This window comes from Streptomyces sp. NBC_01235 (assembly GCF_035989285.1).
Lineage (GTDB): Bacteria > Actinomycetota > Actinomycetes > Streptomycetales > Streptomycetaceae > Streptomyces.
The window spans coordinates 4,400,966-4,427,751 of the sequence record NZ_CP108513.1 but is presented as its reverse complement, the minus strand read 5'-3'; the positions used below and the strand labels follow the sequence as shown (position 1 = coordinate 4,427,751).

The following is a 26,786-nucleotide window of genomic DNA, read 5'->3' as shown; positions in this document are numbered from 1 at the left end:
TCCCGCTCGAGCGAAGCCGAGAGTGGGGGAGTCGGCGAGTGACGACAACGCCGCTGGGGCTCCCCCACGCCCTTGGGGCTGTGGGGGTGTGCGTGCCACACCCCGCGCCTGCGGCATGGCCGGCCATGGCGGGCCGGGCAGGTCCTAGATCGCGAGTGACAGCAGTACCGGTGCCGCGTTCCTGTTCAGGGCGTCGGCGGCCTGGCGGAGGCGGTGGGCGTGGGCGACGGGCAGGGACAGGGCCAGGCAGCCGGCCGTGGATCCTGCGGTGATCGGGACGGCCGCGCAGACCGTGCCGATCGCGTACTCCTGGAGGTCGAGCACCGGGACCGTGGGCGGCTGCGCCTCCAGACGGGAGAGCAGCAGCTTGTCGCTGGTGATGGTGCGCGAGGTGAGCCGGGCCATCTTGTGCCGGGAGAGATGGTCGCGCCGGCCGTTGTGGTCGAGCTGGCCGAGCAGGCTCTTGCCGAGTGCGGTGGCGTGCGCGGAGGAGCGGAAGTCGACCCACTCGTTGACGGACGGCGTGGCGGGGCCGTCGGCGTACTGGGTGATCGTGACCTCGCCGTCCACGTACCGGCTGATGTAGACGGCGGCGCCGACGGAGTCGCGGAGCCGGTCGAGGGTGTGCTGGAGCTTGTCTCGCAGGGCCTGCTCACGGTGGTGTGCGGAGCCCAGCCGGGCGAGGGCGTCGCCCGTGGCGTACGCGCCGTCGGCGATCTGCTCGACGTAGCCTTCGCGGCGCAGCATGCGCAGTAGCGTGGTCAGTCGCTCCGCGGTGAGGCCGGTCTGGCGGGTGAGTTCGGCGTCGGTGACACCGGTGGAGTGCCGCGCCACCGTCTCCAGGACGCGCAAGGCTTCCTGGGCCGAGTGGTACGGCGCGGTCGGCTCGTGCTTCAGCGCCACGGTTCCCCCTGCGCTCGCTGTGTGTGGCTGCGCTTGTTGTATGGGCCGTAATCCGGTCAGTGAACCGCTTCCACGATAACCGGCACAAGGCTTGCGGGGAGGCGCGTTGAGGGGATTACGGCCCTCTCGACAGGGGGATTGTTCCAGCGGCATATGCCAATGGCGTGGCCGGTGCCCCGGGCGCGAGCCTTGGGCCCCGGGCTTGCGTCAGGCGTTGCCGAGCTTGATGGGTCCGCTCCACAGAAGGTCGCTGCCCTCGTAGGCGCTGACGCCCGAGGGCACCGTGGCGTTTTCCGCGATGTCGTCCCAGAGGCTGTCGCAGACCTGCCATCCGGGGCCCGTGCCGCCGTCCTCCCAGCAGCGGTATCCGTCGCCGGACACGTTGTCCTGTCCGCGCACCTCCACGTGGTGGCCGTAGTCGGAGTGGAGGTCCTTGACGTAGAACTTGTCGCCGGACGCCTGCCTAGACTTGGCCGGTTCACACCAAAGGTTCCGGAAGTCGGCGTTTCGGACGGGAGATGCGGGACGCCACTCGGCGTGGCGCCCCGAGCTCACAGCACGGCGCTGAGGAACTCCCGCGTCCGCTCCTGCTCCGGCTCGCTGAAGATCTTCTCCGGCGGGCCCGACTCGATGACGCGGCCCGAGTCGAACATCAGGACCTGGTCCGAGATGTCCCGGGCGAAGTTCATCTCGTGGGTCACGCAGAGCATGGTGATGTCCGTGGTGCGGGCGATGTCCCGCAGCACGTCGAGGACGCCGGCCACCAGCTCCGGGTCCAGCGCGGAGGTCACCTCGTCCAGGAGCAGGACCTGCGGCCGCATCGCCAGCGCCCGGGCGATCGCCACCCGCTGCTGCTGGCCGCCGGACAGCTGGGTCGGGTACTTGTCGACGTGCTCGGTCAGGCCCACCAGTTCGAGCAGCTCGCGGGCCCGCTGTTCTGCCTCGTCCTTGGACAGGCCGAGAACGGTGACCGGGGCCTCGGTGATGTTGCGCAGCACCTTCATGTTCGGGAAGAGGTTGAACTGCTGGAAGACCATCCCGATGTTCTTGCGGACCTCGCGGATGTGCTTCTCGCCGGCCCGGACCAGCTTGCCGTTCCGCTCCTCGTGGGTCAGATAGTCGCCGCCCACCTTGATCGTGCCCTCGTCGGGCTCGGCCAGGGTCATCAGCAGCCGCAGGATCGTCGTCTTGCCGGAGCCCGACGGACCGATCAGCGTGACGTGCTTGCCGGAGTCGACGGAGAAGTCGAGCCGGTCGAGAACGGTGTTGTCGCCGAAGCGCTTGGTGACCTTGTCGAAGCGGATCAGTTCCTTGCCGTCCACCGGCGGATTGGCGACGGCGGAGGTGTTCTCTGCGGGATTGGTGTCAGCGGACAAGGCGTCGCTCCAGGGCTCGGATCAGGAGGGAGGCGGGGTAGGCGATGACGATGAAGGCCACGCCCACGACGGTGAGTGCCTCCGTGGTGAAGGTCTCGTTGCTGAAGGCCTGGGCCTCGCCGAGCATGTCGAAGGCGCCGATGGTCGCGATCATCGGCGAGTCCTTGAGCATGGCGACGACGTAGTTGCCCAGGGGCGGGACGACGCGGCGGATCGCCTGCGGAAGGATCACCGCCCGCCAGGTGCGGCCCTTGGACAGGCTCAGCGCGGTGGCCGCCTCCCACTGGCCGGCGGGGACGCCGTCGATGCCCGCGCGGTAGACCTCGGCGGTGTAGGTGGAGTAGTGCAGTCCGAGGCCGACGATGCCGGTGGTGAGCGGCGACATCGACGGGCCGAAGTTGGGCACCACGTAGAAGAGGAAGAAGAGCTGCACCAGCAGCGGTGTGTTGCGGATGAACTCCGTGACGGCGACGACCGGCCAGCGCACCCAGACCTGCGCGGACCGCTGTGCCAGCGCCCACACCAGACCCAGCGCGAAGGCGATCAGGGTGCCGATGGCCAGGGCCTGCAGGGTGACGAGTACGCCGTCCCAGAACCGCGGCATGAAGTCGTCCACGACGTTCCAGTCCCAGCTCATCCCATACCTCCCGCGGACTGCGAACCGGCCTGCAGGCTCTCGCCGCGGGCGCCGAGCTTCCTGGTGATCGAGCCGGTCTTCTCCGGCCGCTGCCCGATCCCGGCCTTCGCCCTGCGCTCCAGCAGCCGCATACCGCGGGTGATGAGGAAGGCGAGAACGAAGTAGAGGACCAGCAGCAGGGTGTAGATCGGGGTGGTCTCGTTGGTGCCCAGCCGGAGCAGATTGCCGGCGAACGTCATGTCGGCCACCGTGATGACCGAGACCAGGGCGGTGCCCTTCAGCAGTTCGATCAGCAGGTTGTTGAACGGCGGCACCATCTCGGGCCACGCCTGGGGCAGTTCGATCAGGCGCAGCCGCTGCAGGCGGGTGAAGTTGAGCGCGATGCCCGCTTCCTTCTGCGCCGGGGTGACGGCGGCCAGGGAACCGCGGACGATCTCGGAGCCGTAGGCGCCGTAGGTCAGGCCGAGCGCGCTGACGCCGGCCCACATGGGCACCAGCTGCCAGCCGAAGAGGGGCAGCGCGAAGAACATCCAGAACATCAGCACCAGCGCCGACATGCCCCGGAAGACCTCGAAGTAGACCCCGGCGAGGAAGCGGACGATCCAGTACCGCGAACTACGGGCGATGCCGATCCCGAACGAGATGGCCGCGCCGAGGGCCGCGGCGTACACCGTCACCTGGACGGTGACCCAGATGCCCGGCAGGAACCAGGTGGTGAAGAACTCCGAACTCATCATCAGCCGCACAGCTCCTTCGCCGTGAGGTCCGTCATGTCGGCCTTGGTGAAGCCGAAGGGACCGACGATCTCCAGGAGCTCCTTGTAGCCGTTCTCCTTGAGCTTCAGCAGTTCCTCGTTGAACGCGTCACGGAAGTTCTTCTCGGACAGCCGGAAGGCGAATCCGCCCGCGCCATAGGCGGGCTTGCCGTCCACCACGGGCTGGAACGGCTCGGTCGCCGACACGCGTCCGGAACCCGCCACCGCCGACTTGACCGTGATGCGGGTGCCCGCGAAGGCGTCCACCCTGCCCTGGGCCACCGCGTCGAGGCCGGCCACCTGGTCCGGCAGGACCAGGACGTCGCTGATGCCCGCGGCCTTGGCGTAGTCGATCTGCGCGTAGGCCTTGCCGGAGGCGAGCTTGAGGCCCTTCTTCTTGACGTCCGCATACGTCTTGATGCCGTGCGGATTGCCCTTCTTGACGATGAAGGCGTCCAGCATGAGGTAGTCCGGGTCGGCGAACATCACCTGTTCGCACCGGAGAGGATTGATGTACATCCCGGCGGACACCACATCGAACTGGCGGGCCTTCAGCCCGGGTATGAGGGCGCCGAAGTCCACCGGCACCGGCTTGACCTCGTCGATACCGAGCTTTTCGAAGACCACCTTCGCGATCGCGGGTGCTTCTCCGGTGGCCTGCCCGTCGTCTCCGACGTACCCGAAGGGTGGCTCGCTGGCGATGCCGATTTTCACGGATCCCTGATCCCGCAGGGTGTCCAGGAGGCTGCCTCCCAGCACCTTTCCGTCATCCGGGACGCGGCTGCAGCCGGCCGTCCCGAGACTTCCCGCCGCGCTCAGCGACACCGCTCCGGCGAGCAGTGAGCGGCGGCTGAGCCCTCTGTGGGATCCGAGGTCGGTTCCTGGTCGATGTGCGTGTGGTCGAGCCATGGGCGCGCGGCTACCCGACTTCATGCGAGCTATGCGGATCACTTTTGGCCCCGTTGCCGCCGAGGGCCCCCTTGACCGCGGGTGGACCATGGAACGCATGGCTGACCGATTCATCGAAGTCTCGCTGGTCAAGCGCGGAATCACCGCCACGGCAAAGCTGCTCGACGATCGTGCGCCGATCACCTGCGCGGCCGTCTGGGATTCCCTTCCGCTCGCCGGAGACGTCTACCACGCCAAATACGCCCGTAACGAGATCTATGCCCTTTTCCCGCCTTTCGCGACATCGGAACCGCCGCTGGAAAACCCGACGGTTACCCCCATCCCGGGAGATCTCTGCTATTTCTCCTTCGCGGGAGCGGAACTCGGCACCCAGGCCTACGGCTACGACCGCGAGGTCCGCCCCGGCACGACGGTCGTCGACCTGGCCCTGTTCTACGAGCGCAACAACCTGCTCCTGAACGGCGACGTCGGCTGGGTCCCCGGCATCGTCTGGGGCCGGGTGGTGGAGGGCCTGGAGGAGATGGCGGAGGCCTGCAACGACTTGTGGAGGACGGGCGCGGCGGGAGAAACGCTACGTTTCATCCGGTCCCGCGTTTGAGCGAAAAAGGGCCCCCGCTAGAACCACCCGCACAACGCATGCGCAGCCCGCAGCACCAAATCGTCCCGATGCCGAGCGGCAACGATCTGAAGGCCCACCGGCAGCCCCCCGGCATCACGTCCCACAGGGACACTCGCCGCAGGCTGCTGCGTCAGGTTGAACGGATACGTGAACGGAGTCCACCCCGTCCACCGCCGGTACCCCGCCCCCTCCGGCACCTCCACCCCCGCCTCGAACGCGGTGATCGGCAACGTCGGCGTGAGAAGAAGGTCGTAAGCCTCGTGGAACCGCCCCATGCGGCGCCCCAGCTCCATCCGGACGTCCACCGCGGCCAGGTACTCGACCGCGCTGAACCGAGCCCCCACGGCACTGATCTCCCGCAGTCCCGGATCGAGCGACTTCCGCTGCTCCGCCCGCAGATGCTGCGTCACCCGGGCCGCCCCCGCGAACCACAGTGTGTGGAAGGCGTCCACCGGATCGGTGAAGTCCGGATCGGCCTCCTCGACGTACGCGCCGAGCGCTGCCAGCCGCTCCACGGCCGCCCGCACCGCCGCCGCGACCCCTGGCCGCACCGCGACCTGCCCGCCCAGGGACGGCGAGTACGCCACCCGCAGCCCCCGCACACCCCCGCCGAGCCCCGCCGTGAACGACCCTCCGGCCGGCCCCAGCGCCGACCAGTCCCGTGAGTCCGGCACGCCGATCACGTCCAGCAACAGTGCCGCGTCCGCCGCGTCCCGGGTCATCGGACCCACATGGGCGAGGGTGCCGAAGGCGCTCGCCGGGTACAGCGGCACCCGGCCGTACGTCGGTTTCAGCGCGAAGATCCCGCAGAACGCGGCCGGGATGCGCACGCTGCCCCCGCCGTCCGTGCCCAGCGACAGCGGCCCCGCGCCGAGCGCCACGGCGGCCGCGCTCCCGCCGCTGGAACCGCCCGCCGTACGGGACGGGTCGTGCGGGTTGCGGGTCACGCCGGTGAGCGGGGAGTCCGTCACGCCCTTCCAGCCGAACTCGGGCGTGGTGGTCTTCCCCAGGAACACCGCGCCGGCCTCGCGCAGCCTGGCGACGGAGGGGGCGTCCTCGTCCCAACGGCCGTCCACCCCGATGGACTTGGAGCCCTTCAGGGTCGGATGCCCCTTCAGCAACAGGATGTCCTTGACCGTCACCGGCACCCCGTCCACCGCCCCCGCCGGTTCCCCGCGCCGCCACCGCTCCTCCGAGGCCCGCGCCCGCGCGAGCGCCTCCTCCGGCAGCAGCCGTGCGAACGCGTTCACCTCCGGCTGGATCCGCTCGGCCCGTTCCAGGGTCGCGCGGGTCGCCTCCACGGGGCTGAACTCGCCCTTGCGGTAACCGTCGAGGAGCTGTACCGCGGTGAGCGCGGTGAGGTCGAGGTCGGTCATGCACCCTCCCAAAGGCGGGGACGTCAGTGTCCGGGCACGTATCCGCGCTGTTTGTCGACCACGTTCTTCAGCGGCCGGCCCGCCGCCCAACGCTCGAACAACTCGACGAACTGCACGCCGAGTTCGTCCCGCCAGCCGACCGTGTCGCCGCTCATGTGCGGTGAGATCAGCAGTCCCGGGACCTGCCACAACGGGCTGTCGGGGGCGAGGGGTTCGGCCGTGAGGACGTCCAGCGCCGCGCCCGCGATCCATCGCCGCTCCAGCGCCCGCACCAGCGCGTCCTCGACGACGAGCTGTCCGCGGCCGACGTTCACGAAGCAGGCGGACGGCTGCATCACGCCGAACCGCCGGGTGTCGAACATGCCGTGCGTCTGCTCGGTGAGCGGGGCGGCCGCGATGACCCAGTCGGCGCGGGCGAGGAGCCGGTTCAGGTCTTGGGGTCCGTGGATGCCGGTGCGCGGGACCCGGCCGACGACGGCCGTGGTCATGCCGAGCGCCTTCAGAACGCGGGCGATCGCCCGCCCGATCGGCCCCGACCCGACGACGACGGCCCGTGTCCCGGCGACCCGCCTGCTCTCCCGGTGGCGCCACTCGCCCCGCCGCTGGAGCTCCCAGGTGCGCGGCAGGTCCTTCGCCATCGCCAGGACCAGCGCGGCGACGTACTCGGCGATCGGTTCGTCGAACACCCCGCGCGCGTTCGTGACGACCGTGTCCGACGCGGCGAGCTCGGGGCACATCAGGTGGTCCACGCCCGCGCTCGCCGTGTGCACCCAGCGCGGCCGGGGTCCCTCGCCCGGCCAGGCGGCGCGCACCGCGTGCGAGGTGAAGTCCCAGACCAGCAGGACGTCCGCCGTCGGGAGCCGCGCGGCGAGCGAGGCCTCGTCGGTGTGCACCACCCGGGCCCGCCCGGTGAGACGCCCGAGCCGGGGGAGCGGATCGGCGTCCAGGACGAGGAGCGTGGGCACAGACGTGGGCGGGGGAGCGGGGGGAGACGCGGGGACGACGGCCATCCGGTGCCCCTTCGTCTTCGTCGCTGGTGACCACATGCCTGACGTGCGCGGATTGACCACGTTCGCACCCGAACCTACCGTCGTCAACACAGCCGCACCGACGGCTCGTTGCCCTCCGGTTCTGCTCCGGCTCCTCCCTGGCCCTTCTCCGTGAGGCGGGTGCCTGCCATGGACATCACCTTTCTCGGCGGTCCCCGAGGCCAGCGCGGTCTCGGTGTCGTCGCCCCCTTCGACTTCGCGCTGGACCGCGAGCTGTGGCGCTGGACACCGGACGACGTCTCGCTCCATCTGACCCGCACGCCGTACGTCCCGGTCGAGGTCAGCCTGGATCTCGCCCGCCGGGTGAGCGAGCACGAGACGCTCGGGGACGCCGTCCGCACGCTGATCGCGGTCGCCCCCGAGGCCGTCGCCTACGCCTGCGCCTCGGGCAGTTTCGTCGGCGGTGTCGCGGGGGAGCGGGCCATGTGCGAGGCGATGACCAGGGCCGGGGCGATGCCCTCCGTGACCACGTCGGGGGCGCTGACCGAGGCCCTGGCGGAGCTGGGCGCCCGCCGGGTGGCCCTGGTGACGCCGTACACGGAGTCGGTGACCCGGGCGCTGGAGGAGTACGTGGCCGAGGCGGGCGGCACGGTCACCGGACGCGCGTTCATGGGCTTGACCCGGCACATCTGGAAGGTGCCGTACCGGGAGGTGGTGGAGATGGCCCACCGGGCCGTGCGGTGCGGCAGGGCGGACGCCCTGTTCATCTCCTGCACCAACCTGCCGACCTACGACGTCATCCCCCAACTGGAGGCGGAACTGCGCATACCGGTCATCTCGGCCAACCAGGTGACCATGTGGGCGGCGCTGCGCCGACTGGGTACACGGGCGGTGGGACCGTATCAAGCGCTGCTGTGGGGGCACCTCCCACGCCTTTCAGGCAGTGGGGGAGTGTCGGCGCGCGCGTGGCCCCCCGTACTGCGGGAACCCCCGGTACTACCGGAAGAAGAGCAGCAGGAAGGCTGGACATGACCGCACTCGGTTTCCTCTACCCGGGCCACTCGGCCGAGGACGACTACCCCCGTATCGAGCAGCTCCTGGGCAGTGACATCCGGTTGGACCTCGTCCACACGGACATCGGAGAGGACGCGCACCGGGTCGACGCGCTGCTGCAGATGGGTGCGCCCGAGCGGCTGGCGGACGGCGTCGGGCAACTGCGCCTCGCGGGCGCCGAGGCGATCGTGTGGGCCTGCACCAGCGGTGGCTTCGTGCACGGCTGGAAGGGCGCTCAGGAACAGGTGCGCGCCCTGGCCACGACCGCCGGGATGCCGGCCTCCTCCACCTCCTTCGCCTTCGTGCACGCGGCCCAGGAGATCGGCGCCGGGCGGGTCGCCGTCGGCGCGACGTACCCGGACGACGTGGCCGGGCTGTTCGCCGAGTTCCTGCGGGCGGGCGGCGTGGAGGTGACGGCCCTGAGCAGTGCCGGGATCGTCACCGCCGCCGAGGTCGGCACATGGGACGAGACCCAGGTGCTGGCCCTCGCCCGGGCGGCCGACGACCCCGAGGCCGAGGCGGTCCTGCTGCCCGACACCGCCCTGCACACGGCCGCGTTCCTCCCCGTGCTGGAGAAGGAGCTGGGCAAGCCGGTCCTCACCGCCAACCAGGTCACCGTCTGGGAGGCGCTGCGGCTCGCGGACCGGCGGGTGAACGCGCCGGGGCTGGGCATCCTCTTCACCCGGGAGCCGATCGTGCAGGCGTGAACCGGGGGCGGGGGACGGGGGACGGGGGCACATGCAGGCGGAAACGGTCATAGCCGTCGCGGCGACGGTCGTCGCGCTCGGTTCGCTCTGGGTCAGCTACAGCCAGGGCAAGGCTGCCCGTGTGCACAACCGGCAGTCGCTGCGGCCCATTCTGCAGATACGCCGCATCCGGAACGACCAGGAGGGCATGGCCGGGTTCCAGGTGGTCAACGCCGGACTGGGCCCCGCTGTCGTCACGGACAGCGTGGTGCGCTGGGACGGTGTGGTCGTCGGCGCGTGGAACCGTGACGTCAAGGACCTGGTGTTCGAGCCCGTCGACTGGCCCCAGACGTATTCGCTCCGGCGCGGTTCCGCCGTCCTGGTCGGTCAGACCACGTTCCTGGTCCGCTTCGACTCGGACGACCCCGAGCGCCTCCGCCGTTTCTACGACCGCATCAAGACCCGCCTGGTGATCACCCTCCACTACGAGTCCGTCTACGGCGGGGAGGGTTTCGTCGTCTCCTCGGACTTCCCGGAATAAACGGGGACCCCCTCCTGTTAGTGCCCCGAGGAAAGCACACGGCCGACAACAGGAGGACCCCCGTGGCGGCAGACGAGATCCGAGGCACGGCACAGGGCACCGCCCCGACCCCCCTCTCCGTACTGGACCTGGTCACCGTCGGCTCCGGCCGCACCGCCACGGACGCCCTGCGCACCAGCGTCGACCTCGCGCGGTTCACCGAGTCGCGCGGCTTCCACCGCTATTGGGTCGCCGAGCACCACTCGATGCCGGGCGTCGCCTCCTCCTCGCCCGCGGTGATCCTCGCCCACCTCGCCGCCCACACCGACCGCATCCGGCTCGGCTCGGGCGGTGTGATGCTGCCCAACCACGCGCCCCTCGTCATCGCCGAGCAGTTCGGCACCCTGGAGGCGCTGGCCCCGCACCGCGTCGACCTCGGCCTCGGCCGGGCCCCGGGCACCGACGGCGCCACCGCCGCGGCCCTCCGCCGTACCACCACCCTGCACGAGGGCGCCGACGACTTCCCCGAGCAGCTCGCCGAGCTCACCCGCTTCCTGGACGACGACTTCCCCGACGGCCACCGCTACCGCCGCATCCACGCCATCCCCGGTCCGGTCCAGGGCTCGTCCCCCGGCGGAGTGCAGTCGGCGCACCGGCCGCCGATCTGGCTGCTCGGCTCCTCCGGCTTCAGCGCCCGCCTGGCCGGAATGCTCGGCCTGCCCTTCGCCTTCGCGCACCACTTCTCCGCGCAGAACACCGTCCCGGCCCTCGACCTGTACCGGGAGTCCTTCCGGCCGTCCGCGGTGCTCGCCGAGCCGTACGCGCTGATCGGCGTCTCCGTGCTGGCCGCCGACGACGAGCGCGAGGCCCGCCGCCAGGTCCTGGCCACCGGCCTGAACATGGTCCGCCTGCGCAGCGGCCGCCCCGGCCTGTTCCCCTCCCCGGAGGAGGCGGAGGCGCATGAATTCAGTCCGCTGGAGCGGGAGTTCGTCGACTCCTGGGGCGCGAACATCATCCACGGCACGGCCGACGAGGTCCGCACCGGTCTCGACGACCTCCACAAGCGCACCGGCGCCGACGAGTTGATGCTCACCAGCCATGCCCACCGCGGCGAGCTGCGCCTGCGCTCCTACGAACTGGTCGCGGACGCCTACGGGTTGCCGACGGCGTAGGACTCGGTCCCCAACAGCTCGGAGATACGATCCGGCGACACCGGACGGGAGTACAGCCAGCCCTGCCCGGTGTCGCAGCCGATGCGACGCAGCCGGGTCGCCTGCGCGGAGGTCTCCACGCACTCGGCGGTGACGGTCAGCCCGAGCCGGTGGGCGAGGTCGATCATCGCCTCGACGACGACCTCGTCGGCCGGGTTCGGCGCGGCGCCCGCGCCCTCGTACTGGAAGCCGCGCACGAAGGACCCGTCCAGCTTCAGCACCGACACCGGCAGCCGGCTCAGGTAGGCGAGGTTGGAGTAGCCGGTGCCGAAGTCGTCGATGGCGATGCCCACGCCCATGTCGCTGAGGGCCTGGAGCGCCTGCAACGGTCGTCCCGCCGAGCCCATCACGGCCGACTCGGTGAGCTCCAGCTGGAGCAGATGCGGGGCGAGCCCGGTCTCGGCGAGGACCCCCGCGACGTCCGCCACCAGGTCGGAGTCCCACACCTGACGGACCGCCACGTTGACGCTGACGAACAGCGGCGGTTCGTCCGGGTTGTCCAGCTGCCACTGCCGCGCCTGGTGGCAGGCGGTGGCCAGAATCCATCGGCCGAGCGGCACGATCGAACCGTCCTCCTCGGCCAGCGCGACGAACCGATTCGGCGACAACAGCCCGAACCGGGGGTGATCCCAGCGAACCAGGGCCTCCACCCCGCGCAGCCGGCCGTCCGACATGCCCACCAACGGCTGGTAGTCGAGCCGGAACTCGCCCCGCTCGATGGCCGGACGGAGCGTGGAGGCCAGGGCCTGGCGGGTCATCAGATGGGCGTTGCGCTCGGGGTCGAACAGCGTCCAGCGGTCCTTGCCGTCCACCTTCGCCCAGTACAGGGTCGTGTCGGCGGCCTGCATCAGCCCGGTCGCGGTGGTGCCGGCCGCGTGCCGCTCCACGACGCCGATCGACGCGGAGACGTTCAGCCGGTGTCCGGCCAGGTCGAAGGGGGCCTGGAGGGCCTTGAGCACGGACTCGGCGAGGTCGGCGAGCTGCTCGGTGCCGGTGGAGTCCTCCACGAGCAGGGCGAACTCGTCGCCGCCCAGCCGGGCCACCAGCGGCACGCTCGGCCGGTTCCGCCCGGCCGCCTCGGCACACTCCGTCAGCCGGTCCGCGACGGCGGCCAGCAACCGGTCGCCGACGCGGTGACCGAGGGTGTCGTTGACGGCCTTGAAGCCGTCCAGGTCCAGGTAGCACAGGCCGATCCGGCCGGTCCCGCTCTGCTCGTACGCCTCCGCCTCCAGCGCGGCCGACACCCGCTCGAAGAACAGGGTGCGGTTGGGCAGCCGGGTCACCGGGTCGTGCATCTGGAGGTGCCGCAGCCGCGCCTGGAGGTCACGGTGCGCGCTGACGTCGGCGACCGACAGCAGCACGCCGGGTGTGTCCGCGTCCAGCGGCGAGACGGTGACCTGCGCCCACAGCGAGCGCCCGTCGGGCTGCTTCAGCCGCCGCGTGCAGCGCAGTTTCGCCTGCCGGCCGCGCAGCACCTCGCGGTAGGCGTGCCAGGTCCGCGCGTCGGAGGCCAGGTCCAGCAGGTCGGAGGCGACCCGCCCGACCAGCCCCGAAGCGCCGCCGCCGAGCAGCGCGCCGAGCGCGTCGTTGGCGTCGGTGATCAGGCCCTCGCGGTCGACCACGGCCATGGCGAGGGGTGCTGCCGCGAAGACGGAACGGTAGGCCGGAGGCCGGTAGGCCTGGAGCCCGCTTTCCGTACTGTCGATGTCACTCTCTGTGACGGCTGACCGGTCGAGGTCTGCCGCGGGCGTCGGCCCTTCGGACGTTCCGCTCACCGCTCGCTCCCGCAGTGCACTCGATCTCTGTCCGTGCAGGAAAGTCTGCCGATCATAGAGGCTGCCCCCGGATCCGCGCAGCCACTGCCCAGTGTCCCGGAACAACCCACTCTTCTGACAGATCGTTTCTGCCCGCACCTGGCCCGGTTCTGCGGTCAGGTGACCGCTTGTGACGTTCCGTGAGAGTTCCGGGGTGTCGGGGTGATGCCCGCTTTCCGCCGCCTCACTCGTCTGGGGCAGGCAAACAGGGCGTAGTACGACAAATTCACACAGGCTGGGTGGCGGTGTCCCGTGAACCGCTCCCGGAGGTCTGAAGTGCCGCGACTGCCGCGACGTCCGCGACTGCTCCCGCGCCCCCGACTGCGCAGTACCACGGCCGTGTTCACCACCCTGTCGGCACTCGCCGCGACCTCTCTGGTCAGCGGCCCCTCCGTCGCCGAACCCTTCTCCGTCGCCCCCTGCGCCCTGACCCGCACCGCCGCCCACCACTCCGAGGGCCTGGACACCTGGAACACCGCCTACCCCCGCCCGGCCCGCTCCCTCGACGCGGTGATGGTCTTCCTGTCCTTCCCCGACCGGTCCCCCACGACCTCCCCCGCCGAACTGGCCGCCGACCACTTCCCGGCCACCAGCCGCTTCTTCCAGCAGGCGTCCTACGGCAGGTTCACCCTGCGCCCGCATCCGCTGAAGCGCTGGATCCGCATGCCGAAGCCGTCCACCGCGTACGCCATACAGCGCGACTGGAGCCCCGAGGGCCGGGCCGCCTACCTGCACGACGCGTTGACCGCCGCCGACCCCCAGGTCGACTTCTCCCGCTACGACGTCGTCTACTTCGTGGCCGACCCGGACGCGCCCGGCGTCGACTCGGACGCGACGAAGGTCGTCAACCTGGACACCCCGCTGCACGCCGACGGTACGGACATCCGCCGGGTCGTCACGGTCTTCGAGAAGCATCCCCCGGACCGTCTCGTCCTGGCCCACGAGACCGGCCACGTCTTCGACCTGCCCGACCTCTACCACCGCCCCGCCGACGGCAAGGGTGACTGGGACACCTACGTCGGCGACTGGGACCTGATGGGCAGCCAGTTCGGACTCGCCCCCGACCTGTTCGCCTGGCACAAGTGGAAGCTGGGCTGGCTGGAACCACGCCAGGTGGTGTGCGTACGGGGTCCCGGCCCGACCCGGCTGACCCTGGAACCGCTCGGCGCCGGGCCGGGCGTGCCGGTCACCGGTGCCTTGGGGGCGCCGGCCTTCGGGCTCGGCAACGGCGTCAAACTCGCGATCGTGCGCACCGGCCCCGACAGTGTGCTCGCCTTCGAGGCGCGCGGCCCGGTGGGCGCCGACCGCGCGGCCTGCCGCACCGGCATCCTCGTCTACCGCGTCAGCAGCGGCGCCCGGTCCGGCCGCGGCCCGGTCGAGGTGATCGACGCCCACCCGCGCACCGAGGCCTGCTGGGAGAACTCCGTCTACCCACCCCTCGCGGACGCCCCGGTCGCCCTCGGCGAGAGCTTCACGGTGCCGGGGGACACGGCACGGGGGGACGGGGCAGGGGTGGACGGGGTGCGGGTGGAGGTGGAGGGGCGCACGGTGTCGGGGGAGTGGACGGTGAGGATCACGCCGAGGGCTGATCGGTAGGACACGGGTGAGGCCCGGGCAAGGCATACGCAAAAGGCCCCTCGCTGTTGCGAGGGGCCTTGCCGTCTGTGCGCCGCCAGGGACTCGAACCCCGGACCCGCTGATTAAGAGTCAGCTGCTCTAACCAACTGAGCTAGCGGCGCCTGCTGACGTCGTAGACCTTAGCATCCTGATCCTGGGGAGGTGAAATCGATATCCGCACGGCCGAGCGGGCCGCCCGGACGGCCGCCCACAGCAGGATCTCCGGCCCCGGAAGCCACGGGTGACGCGTGTCCGGGGCCACCATCCAGCGGGTGGAGTTCTGTGTCGGTGACGGCGGGGCGGCGAGCGCGGGCACGGTCACCGCGTCCCCGGTGCCGTGGCACAGCAGCGGCGGCACGGTACCGGCCCGGCCGTCCCGGCGGCCGTCGGCGCTCCACTCCTCCCACTCCAGCAGCGAGGGCAGGCGCTGGGCGGTGCCCGGCGCGGAGAACAGCAGCGTCCGCCCCCGGAAGGCGGCCACCGGGCCGGAGCCCGGCCCCTCACCCCACAGCCGGTCGAGCATCAGCCGCCCGAACATCGCCGGCGCGCTGACGATGTCGAACACGGAGCCGCAGGGCAGGACCACCGGTGCATGCGGCCGCTCCTCCCAGAGGGTGAGCGTGCTGCGCGGATACGTTCCGGCGGAGGCCAGCCAGGCGGCTCCGGCCGGGGTGACGCCGATGGGTTCGTCGCATGCGCTGCTCATGCCGTCAGGTCTACCGGTGGTGAGCGGCCGATCTCGCAGGGTTGCGGGAAACGGGTACGGAAGACACCCGGAGCGGGTATCTTGCCCGCCCGGCATATGCCAGGCGCGGCGTGCCTGCCCTCCCGAGCGCTCCCGCGCGCTGCTCACACGGGGTCGACGTGTCCCCGTCCCTCGGCGTCGCCCCGCAGCAGATCCCGGCCGAACTCGACCATCTTCTTCGCGTAGTCCTCGGTCCACTCGGCCCGCTCGGCGATGTCCGCCGCCGTCAGCCGGTCGAAGCGGCGCGGATCGGCGAGCTGCGCCGCGGCCATGGCCTGGAACTCCACCGCGCGGTCGGCTGCCGCCCGGAAGGCGAGCGTCAGCTCCGTCGCGCGTGCCAGCAGCGCGCCCGGATCGTCTATCGACTCCAGGTCGAAGAAGTGCTCCGGATCACCGGCCGCCTCGGCGGGCTCGAAGAGCAGGGGCGCGGGGCGTAGCCGCGGTTCGTTCCGACGCGGCGTGGGCTCCGCCATGTCTTCTCCTCCTCGTACGGTTCGGATGCGGACCACCTTCCATTGTCCCCTGGTGGCGCAAGAGGCCCTCGGCCCCGCACTCTCAAGGCGCCCGGGCTCCCCGATGTTCCCAGCGGATCAGGGCTTCCAGGCCACGCGGTGCTCCGCCGGATGCGCCGGCACGGGGTGGCTCGTCTCTCGGCCGTCCGGGCTGTGTTCGTCGGCCGCCTCCGGTGGCGTGCCGGCCTCCGGCCGGTGGGGAGGGGGTGTCCTGGTGGGCGGGTTTCGCCGGGTGGGGGGTCTCATGGCCGCCAGGCCACGCGGTGCTCCGCCAGGTGCGCCAGTACGGCGTGGTTCGCCTCCCAGCCGTCCGGGAACTTCACGAGGGTGCCCAGCTGGACCGGCTCCGTCGACGGGTACTCGTCCAGGAGGTCGCTCACCCCCGCCCGGCAGACCACCACGCACGCGTGCCGGTGGCGGGAGGCGAGGACGCACAGGCGGCCCGTCTCCAGGTGGAAGGCGGTGGCGTCGGGGCGGCCGGAGAGGGGGTGGAGGATCACCGTGACGTCGAACTCCATGCCCTGGAGGCGGTTCGCCGTGTCCACCGTCACGTCCGGGACGCCCAGCTCCGCCAGTGCCGCCCGTACCGCCGCCGCCTGGTCGCGGTGGGCCGTGCCGACGGCGACCCGGTCGGGGGTCAGGGGCGTCGGGTCGGGCGAGCGTTCGGATGTGGCCGCGCCGCCTCGGTCCAGCAGGCGCCGGACGACCGTCGCGACCGCCCGCACCGCCTCCGGGTCGGTCCGGGGCGTGTGCCGGGCGGGCAACTCCAGCAGGCCCCAGCCGGACTCCGCCGCCTCGTCGATCACCCGGTCGGTGCCCGAGCCGTCCGAGGGCACGGCGAAGGACAGACGGCGGTCGCCGTGGCCGGTGCCGCTGCGGAACGGCGTGTAGGGGTAGAAGGCGTCCGAGACCAGAGGGGCCGCCGATGCCGGGAGCCGCCAGGAGACCGGGAGGCGGTGCTGCGGCAGCTCGGGGTTGTGCGCGAGCAGCGTGCTCACCGCCGAGGCCGACGGGTCGTACGACAGGCCCGCCCACTGCTCGCTGCCCACGATGGAGAACGGGTCCAGCTGCCCCGGGTCGCCCACGAACAGCGCCCGCTCGAACAGCCCGGCCACGGCCAGCAGCCCGTCCGACCGCATCTGGTACGCCTCGTCCACGATCGCGTGCCGCCACGGCTCGTCGACCTTCACGTGCGCCCACTTGGCGGCGGTGGAGATCACCACCGGGAGCCCCGCCAGCTCCGCCGCCTTCGCCGACTTCCGTACGTTCGGCAGCTCCTCCAGGGCCTTGTCGTACGGGTCGGCGTCGCTGCTGTGCAGTCGGCCCACCGGCAGCTCGGGGTTCTTCTCGGCGAGCCGCACGACCAGATCGTCGACCTGGGCGTTGGTCTGCGCGACCACCATCAACGAGCGCCCGGCGTCGGCGAGTTCGAGCGCCGCGCGCACCACCAGCGTGGACTTCCCGGCGCCGGGCGGGGAGTCGACGACCACCCCGCGCGCGGTGCCGTGCAGCGTGTCGCGCAGGATCGCGTCGGTGGCACGGCCGGCGGCGGTACCGGGGTCGAAGGCGGCCTCGGTGGTCACAGAAGGTCCTCCTGGGTGACGGAGTCGGGGGCCTCGGACGCCTGTTCACCGGGCGGCCCGCCGTGTGTCCACGGCGTGTCCTCCGGGTCGGGCAGCTTCGCCCCGCCGCGCTGCTCGTGTTCGAAGAGCGTGAAGCAGAGCCGGTCGCCCTTCTCGGGCACGGACCCCGCCTCGGGCTCCTTGCCGCGGCCCATCTTGTCGACGATCCGCAGCACCAGCAGGCCGTCCTCCACCTGTTCCACGAACTGCGCCGCCTGCGGCTTCCCGCCCAGCGACCGGAACACCTTCGCGCGCTCCCCGAGATGCGGCCGGTCGTCCGTCCGTAGGGTGACCAGCGGGCGCGGGCTGGGCCGCTTGCCCTCGCTGTACGCCATGACGACGTCGACGACCTCGCCCGCGAACGCCTCCCCGGCCAGCCGCCGTCCCGCCATCACCAGCGGGTCGTCGAGCGCTTCCTGGGCCTCCAGGCGGGCCTGTTCGCGCTCGCGCGTGGCGAGCTTGTTGGCGGCGGTGACGGCGTCGTCACGGCGTGGCTGCGGGGGCTCTCCGGCGACGACCCGGTCGCGGTGGCCGGTGAACGACCAGCGGTCGCGCGTCCACCGCTCCTCGACATGCGCGCCCTCGGGCAGCGCCCGCAGCAGGTCCAGGCCGTCCCAGACCCGCTCCCAGGTGGGGAGCGTCCGGCTGCCCACCAGCGCGCGGATCTCCTGCTCGGCGGCGGTGAGCGCGCCCAGCCGGTCGTCGGCCTGTAGGCCGTCCTCGGCGGCGGCCAGGGCGGTCCGCGCGCGGTCGTAGCGTTCGATGGCCGGGGCGAGCAGCTTGTTGTCGAACGCCGGGTCGGTCGCCGGACCGGCCGGCGGGCACAGCAGCTGCCCCTCCGCGTCCCGTGCGAGCTCCGCCCGCAGCGCCGCCGCCGCGCCCGTCTCGCCCGCCGGCGGGGCGATCCAGGCGAGCAGCGCTCCCAGGTGCTGGTCCTCCAGGCTGGACTGTCCGGTCGCCCAGTGCCGGCCCAGCACCTCCGTCAGCGCCAGCAGCAGCGACGACCCCGGGACCCGGGACCGCTCCCCGAAGTGCGTCAGCCACCGCCCGAGCAGCGGCACGCGTGGGGGCGCGGGATGCGGCGTCTCCGGGTCCTGCTCCGCCGTACGCCTGAAGCGCATGGAGCGGCCCAGGAGGCGGACGAGGTCGACGCCCGCGCGGCTCGGGACGATCAGCTGGGGTGCGTCGGCGCACAGCTCGACCTCGACCTTGACGCGTTTGCCCGTCTCCGGATCGGTCTCGCCCCGCTCGGCGGCCTCGACGGCGTCGGCGTAGCCGTCGATGTACGGCAGGACGATGTCGGCCAGTTCGGCGAGGAACGCGAACCTGAGGTCGCGGTCGCGCGGCTGCGGCACGACGAGCAGGCGCGGCGCCGCCCGGTCGGTGCCGACCAGCGCGCCCAGCGGGGCGCCGGCCTCACCGGCGGTGGTCAGCGGCACGAGGACCAGCGGCCGTTCGGAGAGGTGCCGGTGCCGGACGGTGGCGGTGGGCTGTGCGCGGCCGGTGGTGACGGCCTCCAGGCGGGCGAGGGTGGCGATCAGTGACACATCGCCCCCAGGGCTTCGGCGCGCAGCTGTGCCGCCCGGCGCAGGGCGGCCACCGCGGGATCCTCCGGGTCCCCGGCCTCGCCGCGCGCCGCCGCGAGGACGCCCTCGACGGTCGTCAGCCCGCCGAGTTCGGCGCGCACGGACCGGCCCAGCGAGGTGACCGCGCCGGCCGCGCGGGAGCGGTCACGGCAGTGGAAGGCCAGCTCGCAGGCGGCCAGGCACTCGGGCGCGTAGGTCGCCGGGACCGACTCCACGGCGGCCGTGAGTTGCCCGGCGGGCAGCTCGGGGGAGAAGCAGGTCCCTTCGGGGAGGGCGTCGGCGATGTCCTGGATGCGGGTGAGGCGGGCCAGCTGGCGGCTGGTGACCGCGCGCTGCTTGCGCACGTCCACGGCGGAGGCGGTGGGCAGGTTGGAGAAGTCCTTGGGGCAGACCAGGAGCACGCGGTGGCGCACGCGCGGGGCGGCGTCGAGGCGGGCGGCGACCTCCTCGAGGGCCAGTACGTAGACGGCGGCCTGCCGGGCGGCGGCGCCGACCTTCGCCGGGTCCGCCGAACCGTCGAGCATCGGGAAGGACTTGATCTCCACGACCGTCCAGCTGCCGTCCGGGTGCACCACCACCGCGTCCGGCTCCAGGAAGGCGGGGCTGCCGGCGACGTCGAGCGCGATCATCGGGTGGTCAAGGAGCGTCCATGTGCCGCTCGCCCCGGTGGCTTCGCGCAGCGCCAGCGCCGTGCGCGCGGTGCGGCCCTCGGGGCCGATCGCGGACAGGTCGGGCACGGCCGCGCCGACGGGCGGTGCGGCGCCCGGGTCCAGCCGCTCGTGCACCAGCCGCAGCAGTTCCGCGCCGCCGTCCGCCTTCACCTTCGCCTCGAACGCGTTGCCGCGCGTGAGGGCGAACTGGGACTGCCCGAAAGCCGACGGCGAGCCCAGCGCGCCGGCCAGCGCCGCCTTGTTCACCCCGGCGCCGTCGAGGATCGCGCGCCGCTTGCAGCCCGGGTTCGCGGCGAGCGCCGCGAGGGCCCGGGCGTCCAGCGCCTTGGCCGGTACGTCCGGTCCGCGCAGCTCAGCGAGCCGCTGCCGGAGCGCCGTCCCCCGCGTCCGCGGGAGAGGCACCCGGCTCGGTTCCGGGCCGAAGCCGTGACTCGCGCTGCCGTGGAATTCGCTCACCCGGGAAAGTCTGGCATCCGCCACTGACAATCGCGGCCGATGCGGCGGGAGAGTCCGCCGGGAGCAGCGGGACACGGGCCGTGAACCACACCCGCGCCCGGTCCGCGCCGCGCATCACCAGCGGGGTCAGCAGCAGCCCGACGCCCATCACGGCCGCGCCCGCGACCGCGTCGAGGAAGTAGTGGTTGGCGGTGCCCATCACCACGAGCGTCGTCACCAGCGGGTAGACGACGCCCGCCGTCTTCGCCAGGCGCGTGCCGCCGTGGCGCCACAGCATCACGCCGCACCACAGGGCCCAGCCGACATGAAGGCTCGGCATGGCCGCGTACTGGTTGGTCATGCCGCCCATGCCGCGCGGCGCGCTCGCCTCGCCGCCCCACCAGCCGTACGAGCTGTACTGGGCCATCGTGTCCACGAAGCCGTGGCCCGTCGACAGCAGCCGGGGCGGGCAGGTGGGCAGCAGTGTGAAGCCGATGAGGCCGATGAAGGTGGACGTCATCAGCCAGGTGCGGGCCGCCCGGTAGCGCAGGGACTGTGACCGGAACAGCCAGACCAGGATCACGGGCGTCACCAGGTAGTGCAGCGACGCGTACCAGAAGTCGGCCGGCACGCCGATCCACGCCTGGCTTCTGAACAGCCGGTTCAGCGGGTGCTCGGCGTTGATGTGCAGGAACTTCTCGACGCGCAGGATCGCCAGGCCGTGGTCGACCGCGGTCGTGACGTCGCCCCGGGCGAGCAGCCGGCCCGCCGAGTAGCAGGCGTACACCAGCAGGATCAGGGGCAGCTCCGTCCACCAGCGCAGCCGTGCCCGCGGGGCCGCCTCGGTGCCTGGTGTCTCGGTCTGCTGCATCCGATCGCCTCCCCCTTCTTGTCGCTGTCTCGTCGCTGCGGTGCCGGTGGCGCGGGACGTGCCACTTTACGGCGTACGTACGCGCCCGCCATGGGCGCCCCGCCTCTCAAAGACGCCGAGATCGCCCCCCGGGTTGCCCCTGTTCAGGGTGAGCGATGATGGAGGGGATCCGCCTCCGTTTTCTCCCCTGATCCCTCCAAGGGTTTCCCCGGAAAGGTCCCCCATGGCACCGCGCATTCTGCTGGCCCGGCACGGACAGACGGAGTGGTCGCTGTCCGGCAAGCACACCGGCAGGACCGACGTGCCCCTTCTGGAGGAGGGCCGCCGGGGTGCGAAGCTGCTCGGTGAGCGGCTGCACCGGGCGCCGTTCGACGGCCTCGGGGACGTCGAGGTACGCACCAGCCCGCTGGCACGCGCGCGTGAGACGTGCGAACTCGCGGGCTTCGGCGAGCGGGCCACGACCTGGGACACCCTCATGGAGTGGCACTACGGCGCCTACGAGGGCCTGACCCCCGCCGAGATCCAGGCCGGCCGGCCCGGCTGGCTCATCTGGCGCGACGGCGTTCCCGAGGGCGAGACCCTCGCCGAGGTGACCGCCCGCGCGGACGAGGTCGTCGCCTGGGCCCGCTCGGCCGAGAGGGATGTGCTGGTCTTCGCCCACGGGCACATCCTTCGCTCCATAGGGGCACGCTGGCTGGGACTGCCGCTGGACTTCGCGGCCCGGATACGCCTGAACCCGACGTCACTGTCGATCCTGGGCTGGGCGTACGGAGAACCGGCGATCGAGAGCTGGAACGACCTCGGGCACCTCGCCTAACCGCCCTGGTCGAGGGACCCGCGGTTCACACCGTCCGCGGTGTCGAGGCGTGGCGCTCCAGGAACGTCGACACGCCGCCCGCGCGCCGGTGCGGCAGCAGTACCCGTGCCGTTCCGGCCAGCATCGTCTGGATCCGGGACGACTGGACCTGGTCCAGCAGGTCCAGGACCCGCAGCCCGGCCACCGCCGCCTCGTCGGGACGGCCCCCGCGCGCGAGGTCGTCCGCCAGCTGGGCCGTGTACAGCGCGATGTTCCGGGTGAAGTGCGGGTCCTGGAGGGCCGCCGCCCGCCCCGCGTGCCGGGCCGCGCGCGGCCAGTCGCCCAGTGTCGACCAGCACTGCGCCTTGAGCCCTTCCAGCTCGGCGGCGCCGTAGAAGCTCATCCACTCGGGGTCGTCGTCGCAGGGACCCCGGTCGTAGAGGGCCTGCGCGCGGACGAGGGCCTGCTCGCAGCCGGTGCGGTCGGCCAGCCCCGCCCAGCCGCCCGCCTCGCGCAGCGCGAGCAGCGACATCAGGCGGGGCGAGCCCAGCGGGCGGGCGACACGCTGGGCTGCCTGGGCGGCGCGGACGGCCTCGCGGGGCCGGCCCGCGTCCCGGGCGAGGAACGCCGTGTTGCAGAAGGCATGCGCCTCCAGCGCCTGGTCCCCGGTCATCCGGGCGGTGGCGAGGGCCTCCGCGTAGTGCGAGCGCGCGTCGTCGAACCGGCCCGAGTCGTGGGCCAGCCAGCCCACGGAGATGGCGAGCTCCCCGGCCCCGGAGTGGAGCCGCTCGGCGGTCGTCTGCCGGGTCGTCCCGGCGTCCAGCAGCGCGTAGGCGGCGCGCAGCGGGGCGGCCGCGCGCCGGTAGAGGCCGTCGGCCCCGTGCCGGTCGTCCAGCAGCCGGATCCTGCGGACCGCTTCTTCGAGGGCGCCCGCCTCGCTCGCCCCCGCGCGGTGCACGGGCCGTGCCGCCGCCGACGCGATGGGGGTCCCCCCGCTCGAGCGAAGCCGAGAGTGGGGGAGGGCGAGCCCCAGGGGGCCCAGCGTGGCGGCGGCCATGGTGGCGCCTCCGCCGGTCATGAATGCGCGACGCAGCACGTCGCTCTCCTCGTGGTCGTGGTGCGTGTCGTACGGGTCCTGCGTGTCATACGGCTCGTGCTCTGCGCCCGTCTCACTCGTGTCCCGCCCGTCACTCGCTGTGGGCTCCGGTCTCGTGGTGTGCGCACAGGGCGCGTCCTCGACGGTGCGCGCCCCCCGTCCGCGAACGGAGGCACGGGGTGCGAACCCGAGGTCGGTGAGCGTGCGGTCGGGGAACATGTGCAGGAACACCCGTTCGTACGCGTAGTTGGGGCAGCGGATCTCCCCCGCCTCGACCCGTCCGATGTAGCGCGCGTCACAGCTGACCCGCTCGCCGATCTCGCGTGCGGCCCGCCGTACGAGCGCGGCGAACTCGGCCGGCGAGCGCTGTCCGCGCAACCGCCGGAAGGCGAGGTTGGGCCGTGCCGGCCGGTCGGGCCGAGATGGGGGCACCGTTGACGACGCCATGGCCGGGTCCTCTCGTGCGAACCGTCGAACCATGCCGGACCAGGGGTGAGTTGTCCGTGGGGCACCCTTGTTCCCGGCGGGCAAGAACGTACCTGCTGTGGTCGGGCCGCCACGCGGTGTTTGGCTACAAACCGGATATCTCATCCGAGATCTGCCATGAACTGCCATCCTTTGCGGCGGACTTCCGCCGTAGCCCTTGACGTCGTGCCGCGTTGAGTCTTGTGGACTACAGGCGGGCTGCGCGGTGGAGGCCGGGATGGAGACCAGCCAGAGCAACGATCCTTGTATGCCGTCGGTGGCGGCGTGCGACCTAGTGACGGTGCCGACCCGTCAGGGGCTGGAGGCGGTCGACATTCTGCGGAGGGGGTCGGCGGGCGACGGGGTGGGGCCCGTCCTGCACGACGACGGCGGCGGCACGCTCGGCTTCGTGGTGCCGGCCGGGACGGCGGCGGCCTGGGACGTACCGGGCAGCACCTGCCGGGAGACCGACGGCCGCGGACTGAGACTCGCCCCCGAGCCCCCGGTGAAGGGCTCGGACTGGCTGGTGGCCCCGGGCGAGGCGGACCTCGCGACCGATCCGGCGGTGCTGCGGCGGGCGTTGGGCGAGGCGGCCCGGATGATCGAGGCGGCGGACAGCTGCCGCTGAGCCGCAGGCCGCCGGCGCCCCCGCCGAAGCAGCAGCCGCCCCCGCCGAAGAGGAGCCGCCCCCGCTGAAGCAGCAGGCCGCCCCCGCTGAAGCCGTGGGCAGTCGGCTGGGCGCGCGGGGAGCACCCGCGGCCTGCGAAAATGCTGTCATGGCAAAGTCCAGGAACACCCGGCGCGAGCGGGATGCCGAAGCCGCCGTCGTCGAGACCGTCGACGGCGGACTCGCCCAGCTCATACCCGACCGGGACCGGGCACGGGCCTGGACGTTGCTCATCGACGGAGCCCCCCAGTCGCACGTCGACCTGGACGACCCCGCCTACCTCTCCTTCGAGTACCAGCGGCGCCTCGGCCACGTCATCGACCTCACCGCACCGCCCGGCAGACCCCTGCACGCCGTGCACCTCGGCGGCGGCGCCCTCACCCTCGCCCGGTATGTCGCCGCCACCCGCCCCCGCTCCACCCAGCAGGTCGTCGAACGCGACGCCGCCCTAGTCCGTCTGGTGCGCCGGGAGCTGCCGTTGGACCCGGGAGCGCGGATCAGGATCAGGTCGCTCGACGCGCGCGAAGGTCTCGCCAAGGTGCCAGACGGGTGGGCCGATCTCGTCATGGCCGACGTGTTCAGCGGCGCCCGCACCCCCGCCCACCTCACCTCGACCGAGTTCCTCGACGAGGTCCGCAGGGTGCTGAAGCCCGGCGGGCGCTACGCCGCCAACGTCGCCGACGGCCCGCCGCTCGCCCACCTGCGCGGCCAGATCGCCACCGCCGCCGCCCGCTTCCCGGAGCTCGCGCTGGTCGCCGACCCGACCGTGCTGCGGGGCAAACGGTTCGGCAACGCCGTACTCGTCGCCTCCGACCTGCCCCTGCCGATCGCCGAACTGACCCGCCGGGCCGCCTCCGATCCGCATCCCGGCCGGGTCGAGCACGGCCGCGCGCTCACCGACTTCACCGGCGGGGCGACACCGGTCGCGGACGCGTCGGCGGTGGCGTCACCGGCCCCGCCGCCGTCGGTGTTCCGCTAGCGGGACAAGGGGGTTTGGAGCTGCTGCCGCTGAAGTGCGTTCAAGAGGGTTCTGGTGAGCGGGAGTGAGTGCCGGTGGTGGGTGTCGTGTCGCGTGCCTTGGTCGTAGTGTCGGTTTTCAGGAGGGAACTGACGTTCTTGCACCGAATGCGTGACCTTCTGCGGGAACTGCTCGTTGGACGCGGTGACAGGGGGCGTCGCGTGGCATCGGGCGGGGGGTGACGGGGTGGGTGAGCTGAGGGATTTGGCGGCGTCGTTCGTCGCGTCCGGTCCGAGTGGTGTGGCCATTCGGACCCGCCTGAAGGACCTGGCGTCGGACGATGAGAAGGTACTGCGGCTGGTGGGTGCGCATCTGGGGTCGCTGGCCTCGGAGGATCTCAAGGCGCGCTGCCGGGACGGCCTGGAGTACTCCGGTGAGGCGTGGGCGGTGCGTAAGCGGGAGCTGACGCCGTTCTCGTCGTCGCGCTGGGCCGGGGCGATCACCAAGGCGTCGCACGACCAGTGGGCGCTGGCCCGCCGCTGCCAGTCGGCGCACCTCCAGAATCTGGAAGCGGGCATCCGCACGCTGACGCACCGGCTGTCCCTGCCGATCGGGCAGAAGGGAACCAAGAAGGCGCCCGGGGGGTACCGGTCGCGGCGGGAGTGGCATGCGAAGTCGAGGCGGCTGCGGGTGCTGGAAGACCGGCTGACTGCCGTGCGGGCCGACCGCGAGGCCGGAGTTGTGCACGTCGTACGCGGCGGCAAGCGCCTGGCCCGTGCCCGGCACCACCTGGAGGCGGCCCAGCTCACCGAGTCCGGATGGCGGAGACGCTGGGAGGCGGAACGCTGGTTCTGCCAGGCGGACGGTGAGTCCGGCAAGCGCTACGGCAACGAGACGATCCGCGTCGGCCCCGACGGCGAGGTGAGCATCAAACTCCCCGCACCGCTCGCGTATCTGGCCAACGCCCCGCACGGACGGTACGTCCTGGCCTGCCGGGTCATGTTCGCGCACCGGGGCGCCGAGTGGGCGGACCGCGTCGCGGCCAACCGGGCGATCGCCTACCGCATCCACCTGAATACCGGCCGGGACCGCTGGTATGTGACCGCCTCCTGGCAGCTCCCGCCCACCCCCACCCTCCCCCTCGATGCCGCGCTCGCCCACGGCGTGATCGGCGTCGACATGAACGCCGACCATCTGGCCGCCTGGCGCCTGGACATCCACGGCAACCCGGCCGGCGCCCCGCACCGTTTCGTCTATGCCCTTTCCGGTACCGCCGAGCACCGGGATGCCCAGGTCCGCCACGCCCTCACCCGCCTCCTGCACTGGGCCCGCGCGTGCGGTGTGAAGGCGATCGCGGTGGAGGATCTGGACTTCGGCGCGGAGAAGACCCGGGAGAAGCACGGCCGCAGGAAACGCTTCCGGCAGCTGGTCTCCGGCATGCCCACCGGCAAGCTCCGCGCCCGGCTGGCCTCGATGGCCGACGCCACGGGTATCGCGGTCATCGCCGTCGACCCGGCCTACACCAGCCGCTGGGGCGCCCAGCACTGGCAGAAGCCCCTCACCAGCACCACCCGCACAACCACTCGCCACGAGGCTGCTGCCGTGGCGATCGGAAGGCGCGCCCAGGGACACCCGATCCGGCGACGGACGGCACCGCCCCCACAGCACCGGAGTGATGCGGTGGGGCATCGGACCGTCCAGGCCAGACGGGGTGTTCCTGGGCGTGAGGGAACCCGCCCCCGCATCCCCGGACCACGAACACGATCCGTGCCGCCCGGACGCGGAGCGAACGCGGGCAACCAGAACGCCCAACACCGTCCGGGGCGTTCGGCCGAGCATGAGACCTGGCGACAGGACTCACTCCCGCTCAGTCTCTAGGAACGGTTCAGCGGGGATCA

The 26,786-nt window shown here is 72.1% G+C and carries 25 protein-coding genes, 1 tRNA gene and 1 pseudogene; 10 read left to right on the top strand and 17 right to left on the bottom strand.

Features of this window, described 5'->3' with window-relative positions:
• Positions 1 to 144 precede the first annotated feature (144 nt).
• The 6 genes from OG289_RS19445 to ehuB form a co-directional block, all read right to left on the bottom strand.
• Positions 145 to 903 carry an IclR family transcriptional regulator gene (locus OG289_RS19445; RefSeq protein WP_327315297.1) on the bottom strand — a complete coding sequence of 253 codons (759 nt, stop codon included), beginning with the start codon at positions 901 to 903 and terminating at the stop codon, positions 145 to 147.
• 207 nt (positions 904 to 1,110) lie between these two features.
• Positions 1,111 to 1,458: a hypothetical protein gene (locus tag OG289_RS19440; protein WP_327315296.1), complete on the bottom strand. Its 348-nt coding sequence runs from the start codon at positions 1,456 to 1,458 to the stop codon at positions 1,111 to 1,113.
• A complete protein-coding gene (gene ehuA / locus OG289_RS19435; RefSeq protein ID WP_327315295.1) occupies positions 1,455 to 2,279 on the bottom strand; it encodes an ectoine/hydroxyectoine ABC transporter ATP-binding protein EhuA in 825 nt (274 codons plus the stop codon). Before ehuA ends, OG289_RS19440 begins: the two co-directional genes overlap by 4 nt.
• Positions 2,269 to 2,916 carry an ectoine/hydroxyectoine ABC transporter permease subunit EhuD gene (gene ehuD / locus OG289_RS19430; protein WP_327315294.1) on the bottom strand — a complete coding sequence of 216 codons (648 nt, stop codon included), beginning with the start codon at positions 2,914 to 2,916 and terminating at the stop codon, positions 2,269 to 2,271. The genes ehuA and ehuD overlap by 11 nt, the downstream gene beginning before the upstream one ends.
• A complete protein-coding gene (ehuC, locus tag OG289_RS19425; protein WP_327315293.1) occupies positions 2,913 to 3,653 on the bottom strand; it encodes an ectoine/hydroxyectoine ABC transporter permease subunit EhuC in 741 nt (246 codons plus the stop codon). The genes ehuD and ehuC overlap by 4 nt, the downstream gene beginning before the upstream one ends.
• Positions 3,653 to 4,579: an ectoine/hydroxyectoine ABC transporter substrate-binding protein EhuB gene (ehuB, locus tag OG289_RS19420; RefSeq protein WP_327315292.1), complete on the bottom strand. Its 927-nt coding sequence runs from the start codon at positions 4,577 to 4,579 to the stop codon at positions 3,653 to 3,655. The genes ehuC and ehuB overlap by 1 nt, the downstream gene beginning before the upstream one ends.
• 97 nt (positions 4,580 to 4,676) lie before the next feature.
• On the opposite strand from ehuB, the gene OG289_RS19415 reads away from it, so the two are divergent.
• Positions 4,677 to 5,177: a DUF3830 family protein gene (locus tag OG289_RS19415; RefSeq protein WP_327315291.1), complete on the top strand. Its 501-nt coding sequence runs from the start codon at positions 4,677 to 4,679 to the stop codon at positions 5,175 to 5,177.
• Positions 5,178 to 5,194: 17 nt separating this feature from the next.
• On the opposite strand, the gene OG289_RS19410 is transcribed toward OG289_RS19415, so the two are convergent.
• Together OG289_RS19410 and OG289_RS19405 are read right to left on the bottom strand one after the other, a co-directional pair.
• A complete protein-coding gene (locus OG289_RS19410; protein WP_327315290.1) occupies positions 5,195 to 6,574 on the bottom strand; it encodes an amidase in 1,380 nt (459 codons plus the stop codon).
• A gap of 23 nt (positions 6,575 to 6,597) precedes the next feature.
• Positions 6,598 to 7,584, bottom strand: coding sequence for a D-2-hydroxyacid dehydrogenase (locus OG289_RS19405; RefSeq protein ID WP_327315289.1), 987 nt, complete (start codon positions 7,582 to 7,584; stop codon positions 6,598 to 6,600).
• A gap of 168 nt (positions 7,585 to 7,752) precedes the next feature.
• Between OG289_RS19405 and OG289_RS19400 the strand changes: the two genes are divergently transcribed.
• From OG289_RS19400 to OG289_RS19385, 4 genes are all read left to right on the top strand, one after another.
• Positions 7,753 to 8,595 (top strand): maleate cis-trans isomerase family protein, encoded by an 843-nt coding sequence (locus OG289_RS19400; protein WP_327315288.1) that lies wholly within the window; start codon positions 7,753 to 7,755, stop codon positions 8,593 to 8,595.
• Positions 8,592 to 9,323 carry a maleate cis-trans isomerase family protein gene (locus OG289_RS19395; protein ID WP_327315287.1) on the top strand — a complete coding sequence of 244 codons (732 nt, stop codon included), beginning with the start codon at positions 8,592 to 8,594 and terminating at the stop codon, positions 9,321 to 9,323. Before OG289_RS19400 ends, OG289_RS19395 begins: the two co-directional genes overlap by 4 nt.
• A 31-nt stretch (positions 9,324 to 9,354) precedes the next feature.
• Positions 9,355 to 9,843 (top strand): hypothetical protein, encoded by a 489-nt coding sequence (locus OG289_RS19390; protein ID WP_327315286.1) that lies wholly within the window; start codon positions 9,355 to 9,357, stop codon positions 9,841 to 9,843.
• Between the two features lie 62 nt (positions 9,844 to 9,905).
• Positions 9,906 to 10,994: an LLM class flavin-dependent oxidoreductase gene (locus tag OG289_RS19385; protein WP_327315285.1), complete on the top strand. Its 1,089-nt coding sequence runs from the start codon at positions 9,906 to 9,908 to the stop codon at positions 10,992 to 10,994.
• On the opposite strand, the gene OG289_RS19380 is transcribed toward OG289_RS19385, so the two are convergent.
• A complete protein-coding gene (locus OG289_RS19380) occupies positions 10,973 to 12,808 on the bottom strand; it encodes a putative bifunctional diguanylate cyclase/phosphodiesterase (RefSeq protein WP_327315284.1) in 1,836 nt (611 codons plus the stop codon). The genes OG289_RS19385 and OG289_RS19380 overlap by 22 nt on opposite strands.
• A 324-nt stretch (positions 12,809 to 13,132) precedes the next feature.
• On the opposite strand from OG289_RS19380, the gene OG289_RS19375 reads away from it, so the two are divergent.
• Entirely contained in the window at positions 13,133 to 14,443 is a 1,311-nt protein-coding gene (locus OG289_RS19375; protein WP_327320735.1) for a M6 family metalloprotease domain-containing protein, read from the top strand.
• 69 nt (positions 14,444 to 14,512) lie between these two features.
• Here OG289_RS19375 and OG289_RS19370 read toward each other — a convergent pair.
• The 7 genes from OG289_RS19370 to OG289_RS19340 all read right to left on the bottom strand — a co-directional run bounded on the left by OG289_RS19370 (position 14,513) and on the right by OG289_RS19340 (position 20,906).
• Positions 14,513 to 14,586: transfer RNA gene (locus tag OG289_RS19370), tRNA-Lys, on the bottom strand.
• Positions 14,577 to 15,170, bottom strand: coding sequence for a bifunctional DNA primase/polymerase (locus tag OG289_RS19365; protein ID WP_327315283.1), 594 nt, complete (start codon positions 15,168 to 15,170; stop codon positions 14,577 to 14,579). Before OG289_RS19365 ends, OG289_RS19370 begins: the two co-directional genes overlap by 10 nt.
• Positions 15,171 to 15,313: 143 nt before the next feature.
• Positions 15,314 to 15,682 (bottom strand): hypothetical protein, encoded by a 369-nt coding sequence (locus tag OG289_RS19360; RefSeq protein ID WP_327315282.1) that lies wholly within the window; start codon positions 15,680 to 15,682, stop codon positions 15,314 to 15,316.
• Between the two features lie 281 nt (positions 15,683 to 15,963).
• Positions 15,964 to 17,304: an AAA domain-containing protein gene (locus tag OG289_RS19355; RefSeq protein ID WP_327315281.1), complete on the bottom strand. Its 1,341-nt coding sequence runs from the start codon at positions 17,302 to 17,304 to the stop codon at positions 15,964 to 15,966.
• Positions 17,301 to 18,890 carry a hypothetical protein gene (locus OG289_RS19350; protein ID WP_327315280.1) on the bottom strand — a complete coding sequence of 530 codons (1,590 nt, stop codon included), beginning with the start codon at positions 18,888 to 18,890 and terminating at the stop codon, positions 17,301 to 17,303. Before OG289_RS19350 ends, OG289_RS19355 begins: the two co-directional genes overlap by 4 nt.
• Positions 18,881 to 20,002, bottom strand: coding sequence for a hypothetical protein (locus tag OG289_RS19345; protein WP_327320734.1), 1,122 nt, complete (start codon positions 20,000 to 20,002; stop codon positions 18,881 to 18,883). The genes OG289_RS19350 and OG289_RS19345 overlap by 10 nt, the downstream gene beginning before the upstream one ends.
• On the bottom strand, positions 19,953 to 20,906 hold the full coding sequence (locus tag OG289_RS19340; RefSeq protein WP_327315279.1) for a phosphatase PAP2 family protein: 954 nt from the start codon (positions 20,904 to 20,906) through the stop codon (positions 19,953 to 19,955). Before OG289_RS19340 ends, OG289_RS19345 begins: the two co-directional genes overlap by 50 nt.
• Before the next feature lie 223 nt (positions 20,907 to 21,129).
• Here OG289_RS19340 and OG289_RS19335 point away from each other — a divergent pair, with 223 nt between their 5' ends.
• The gene (locus tag OG289_RS19335; RefSeq protein ID WP_327315278.1) at positions 21,130 to 21,723 is read left to right on the top strand and encodes a histidine phosphatase family protein; all 594 of its coding nucleotides are present in this window, start codon (positions 21,130 to 21,132) and stop codon (positions 21,721 to 21,723) included.
• A gap of 25 nt (positions 21,724 to 21,748) precedes the next feature.
• Here the strand turns inward: OG289_RS19335 and OG289_RS19330 are convergent, their stop codons facing one another.
• Positions 21,749 to 23,245, bottom strand: coding sequence for a hypothetical protein (locus OG289_RS19330; RefSeq protein ID WP_327315277.1), 1,497 nt, complete (start codon positions 23,243 to 23,245; stop codon positions 21,749 to 21,751).
• A 256-nt stretch (positions 23,246 to 23,501) separates the two neighbouring features.
• On the opposite strand from OG289_RS19330, the gene OG289_RS19325 reads away from it, so the two are divergent.
• From OG289_RS19325 to OG289_RS19315, 3 genes and pseudogenes are all read left to right on the top strand, one after another.
• A complete protein-coding gene (locus tag OG289_RS19325) occupies positions 23,502 to 23,891 on the top strand; it encodes a hypothetical protein (RefSeq protein WP_327315276.1) in 390 nt (129 codons plus the stop codon).
• 148 nt (positions 23,892 to 24,039) lie between these two features.
• Entirely contained in the window at positions 24,040 to 24,909 is an 870-nt protein-coding gene (locus OG289_RS19320) for a spermidine synthase (RefSeq protein ID WP_327315275.1), read from the top strand.
• A 225-nt stretch (positions 24,910 to 25,134) separates the two neighbouring features.
• Positions 25,135 to 26,766 (top strand): annotated as a pseudogene (locus tag OG289_RS19315) (IS200/IS605 family accessory protein TnpB-related protein).
• Positions 26,767 to 26,786 lie beyond the last annotated feature (20 nt).

Excerpts from the sequence above, each read along its gene's own strand:
- OG289_RS19410 (WP_327315290.1), bottom strand. The coding sequence starts at position 6,574 with ATGACCGACCTCGACCTCACCGCGCTCACCGCGGTACAGCTCCTCGAC.
- OG289_RS19400 (WP_327315288.1), top strand. The coding sequence starts at position 7,753 with ATGGACATCACCTTTCTCGGCGGTCCCCGAGGCCAGCGCGGTCTCGGT.
- ehuD (WP_327315294.1), bottom strand. The coding sequence starts at position 2,916 with ATGAGCTGGGACTGGAACGTCGTGGACGACTTCATGCCGCGGTTCTGG.
- OG289_RS19320 (WP_327315275.1), top strand. The coding sequence starts at position 24,040 with ATGGCAAAGTCCAGGAACACCCGGCGCGAGCGGGATGCCGAAGCCGCC.
- OG289_RS19365 (WP_327315283.1), bottom strand. The coding sequence starts at position 15,170 with ATGAGCAGCGCATGCGACGAACCCATCGGCGTCACCCCGGCCGGAGCC.
- OG289_RS19325 (WP_327315276.1), top strand. The coding sequence starts at position 23,502 with ATGGAGACCAGCCAGAGCAACGATCCTTGTATGCCGTCGGTGGCGGCG.
- OG289_RS19415 (WP_327315291.1), top strand. The coding sequence starts at position 4,677 with ATGGCTGACCGATTCATCGAAGTCTCGCTGGTCAAGCGCGGAATCACC.
- OG289_RS19340 (WP_327315279.1), bottom strand. The coding sequence starts at position 20,906 with ATGCAGCAGACCGAGACACCAGGCACCGAGGCGGCCCCGCGGGCACGG.
- OG289_RS19405 (WP_327315289.1), bottom strand. The coding sequence starts at position 7,584 with ATGGCCGTCGTCCCCGCGTCTCCCCCCGCTCCCCCGCCCACGTCTGTG.
- ehuB (WP_327315292.1), bottom strand. The coding sequence starts at position 4,579 with ATGGCTCGACCACACGCACATCGACCAGGAACCGACCTCGGATCCCAC.
- ehuC (WP_327315293.1), bottom strand. The coding sequence starts at position 3,653 with ATGATGAGTTCGGAGTTCTTCACCACCTGGTTCCTGCCGGGCATCTGG.
- OG289_RS19390 (WP_327315286.1), top strand. The coding sequence starts at position 9,355 with ATGCAGGCGGAAACGGTCATAGCCGTCGCGGCGACGGTCGTCGCGCTC.
- OG289_RS19335 (WP_327315278.1), top strand. The coding sequence starts at position 21,130 with ATGGCACCGCGCATTCTGCTGGCCCGGCACGGACAGACGGAGTGGTCG.
- OG289_RS19330 (WP_327315277.1), bottom strand. The coding sequence starts at position 23,245 with ATGGCGTCGTCAACGGTGCCCCCATCTCGGCCCGACCGGCCGGCACGG.
- OG289_RS19395 (WP_327315287.1), top strand. The coding sequence starts at position 8,592 with ATGACCGCACTCGGTTTCCTCTACCCGGGCCACTCGGCCGAGGACGAC.
- OG289_RS19360 (WP_327315282.1), bottom strand. The coding sequence starts at position 15,682 with ATGGCGGAGCCCACGCCGCGTCGGAACGAACCGCGGCTACGCCCCGCG.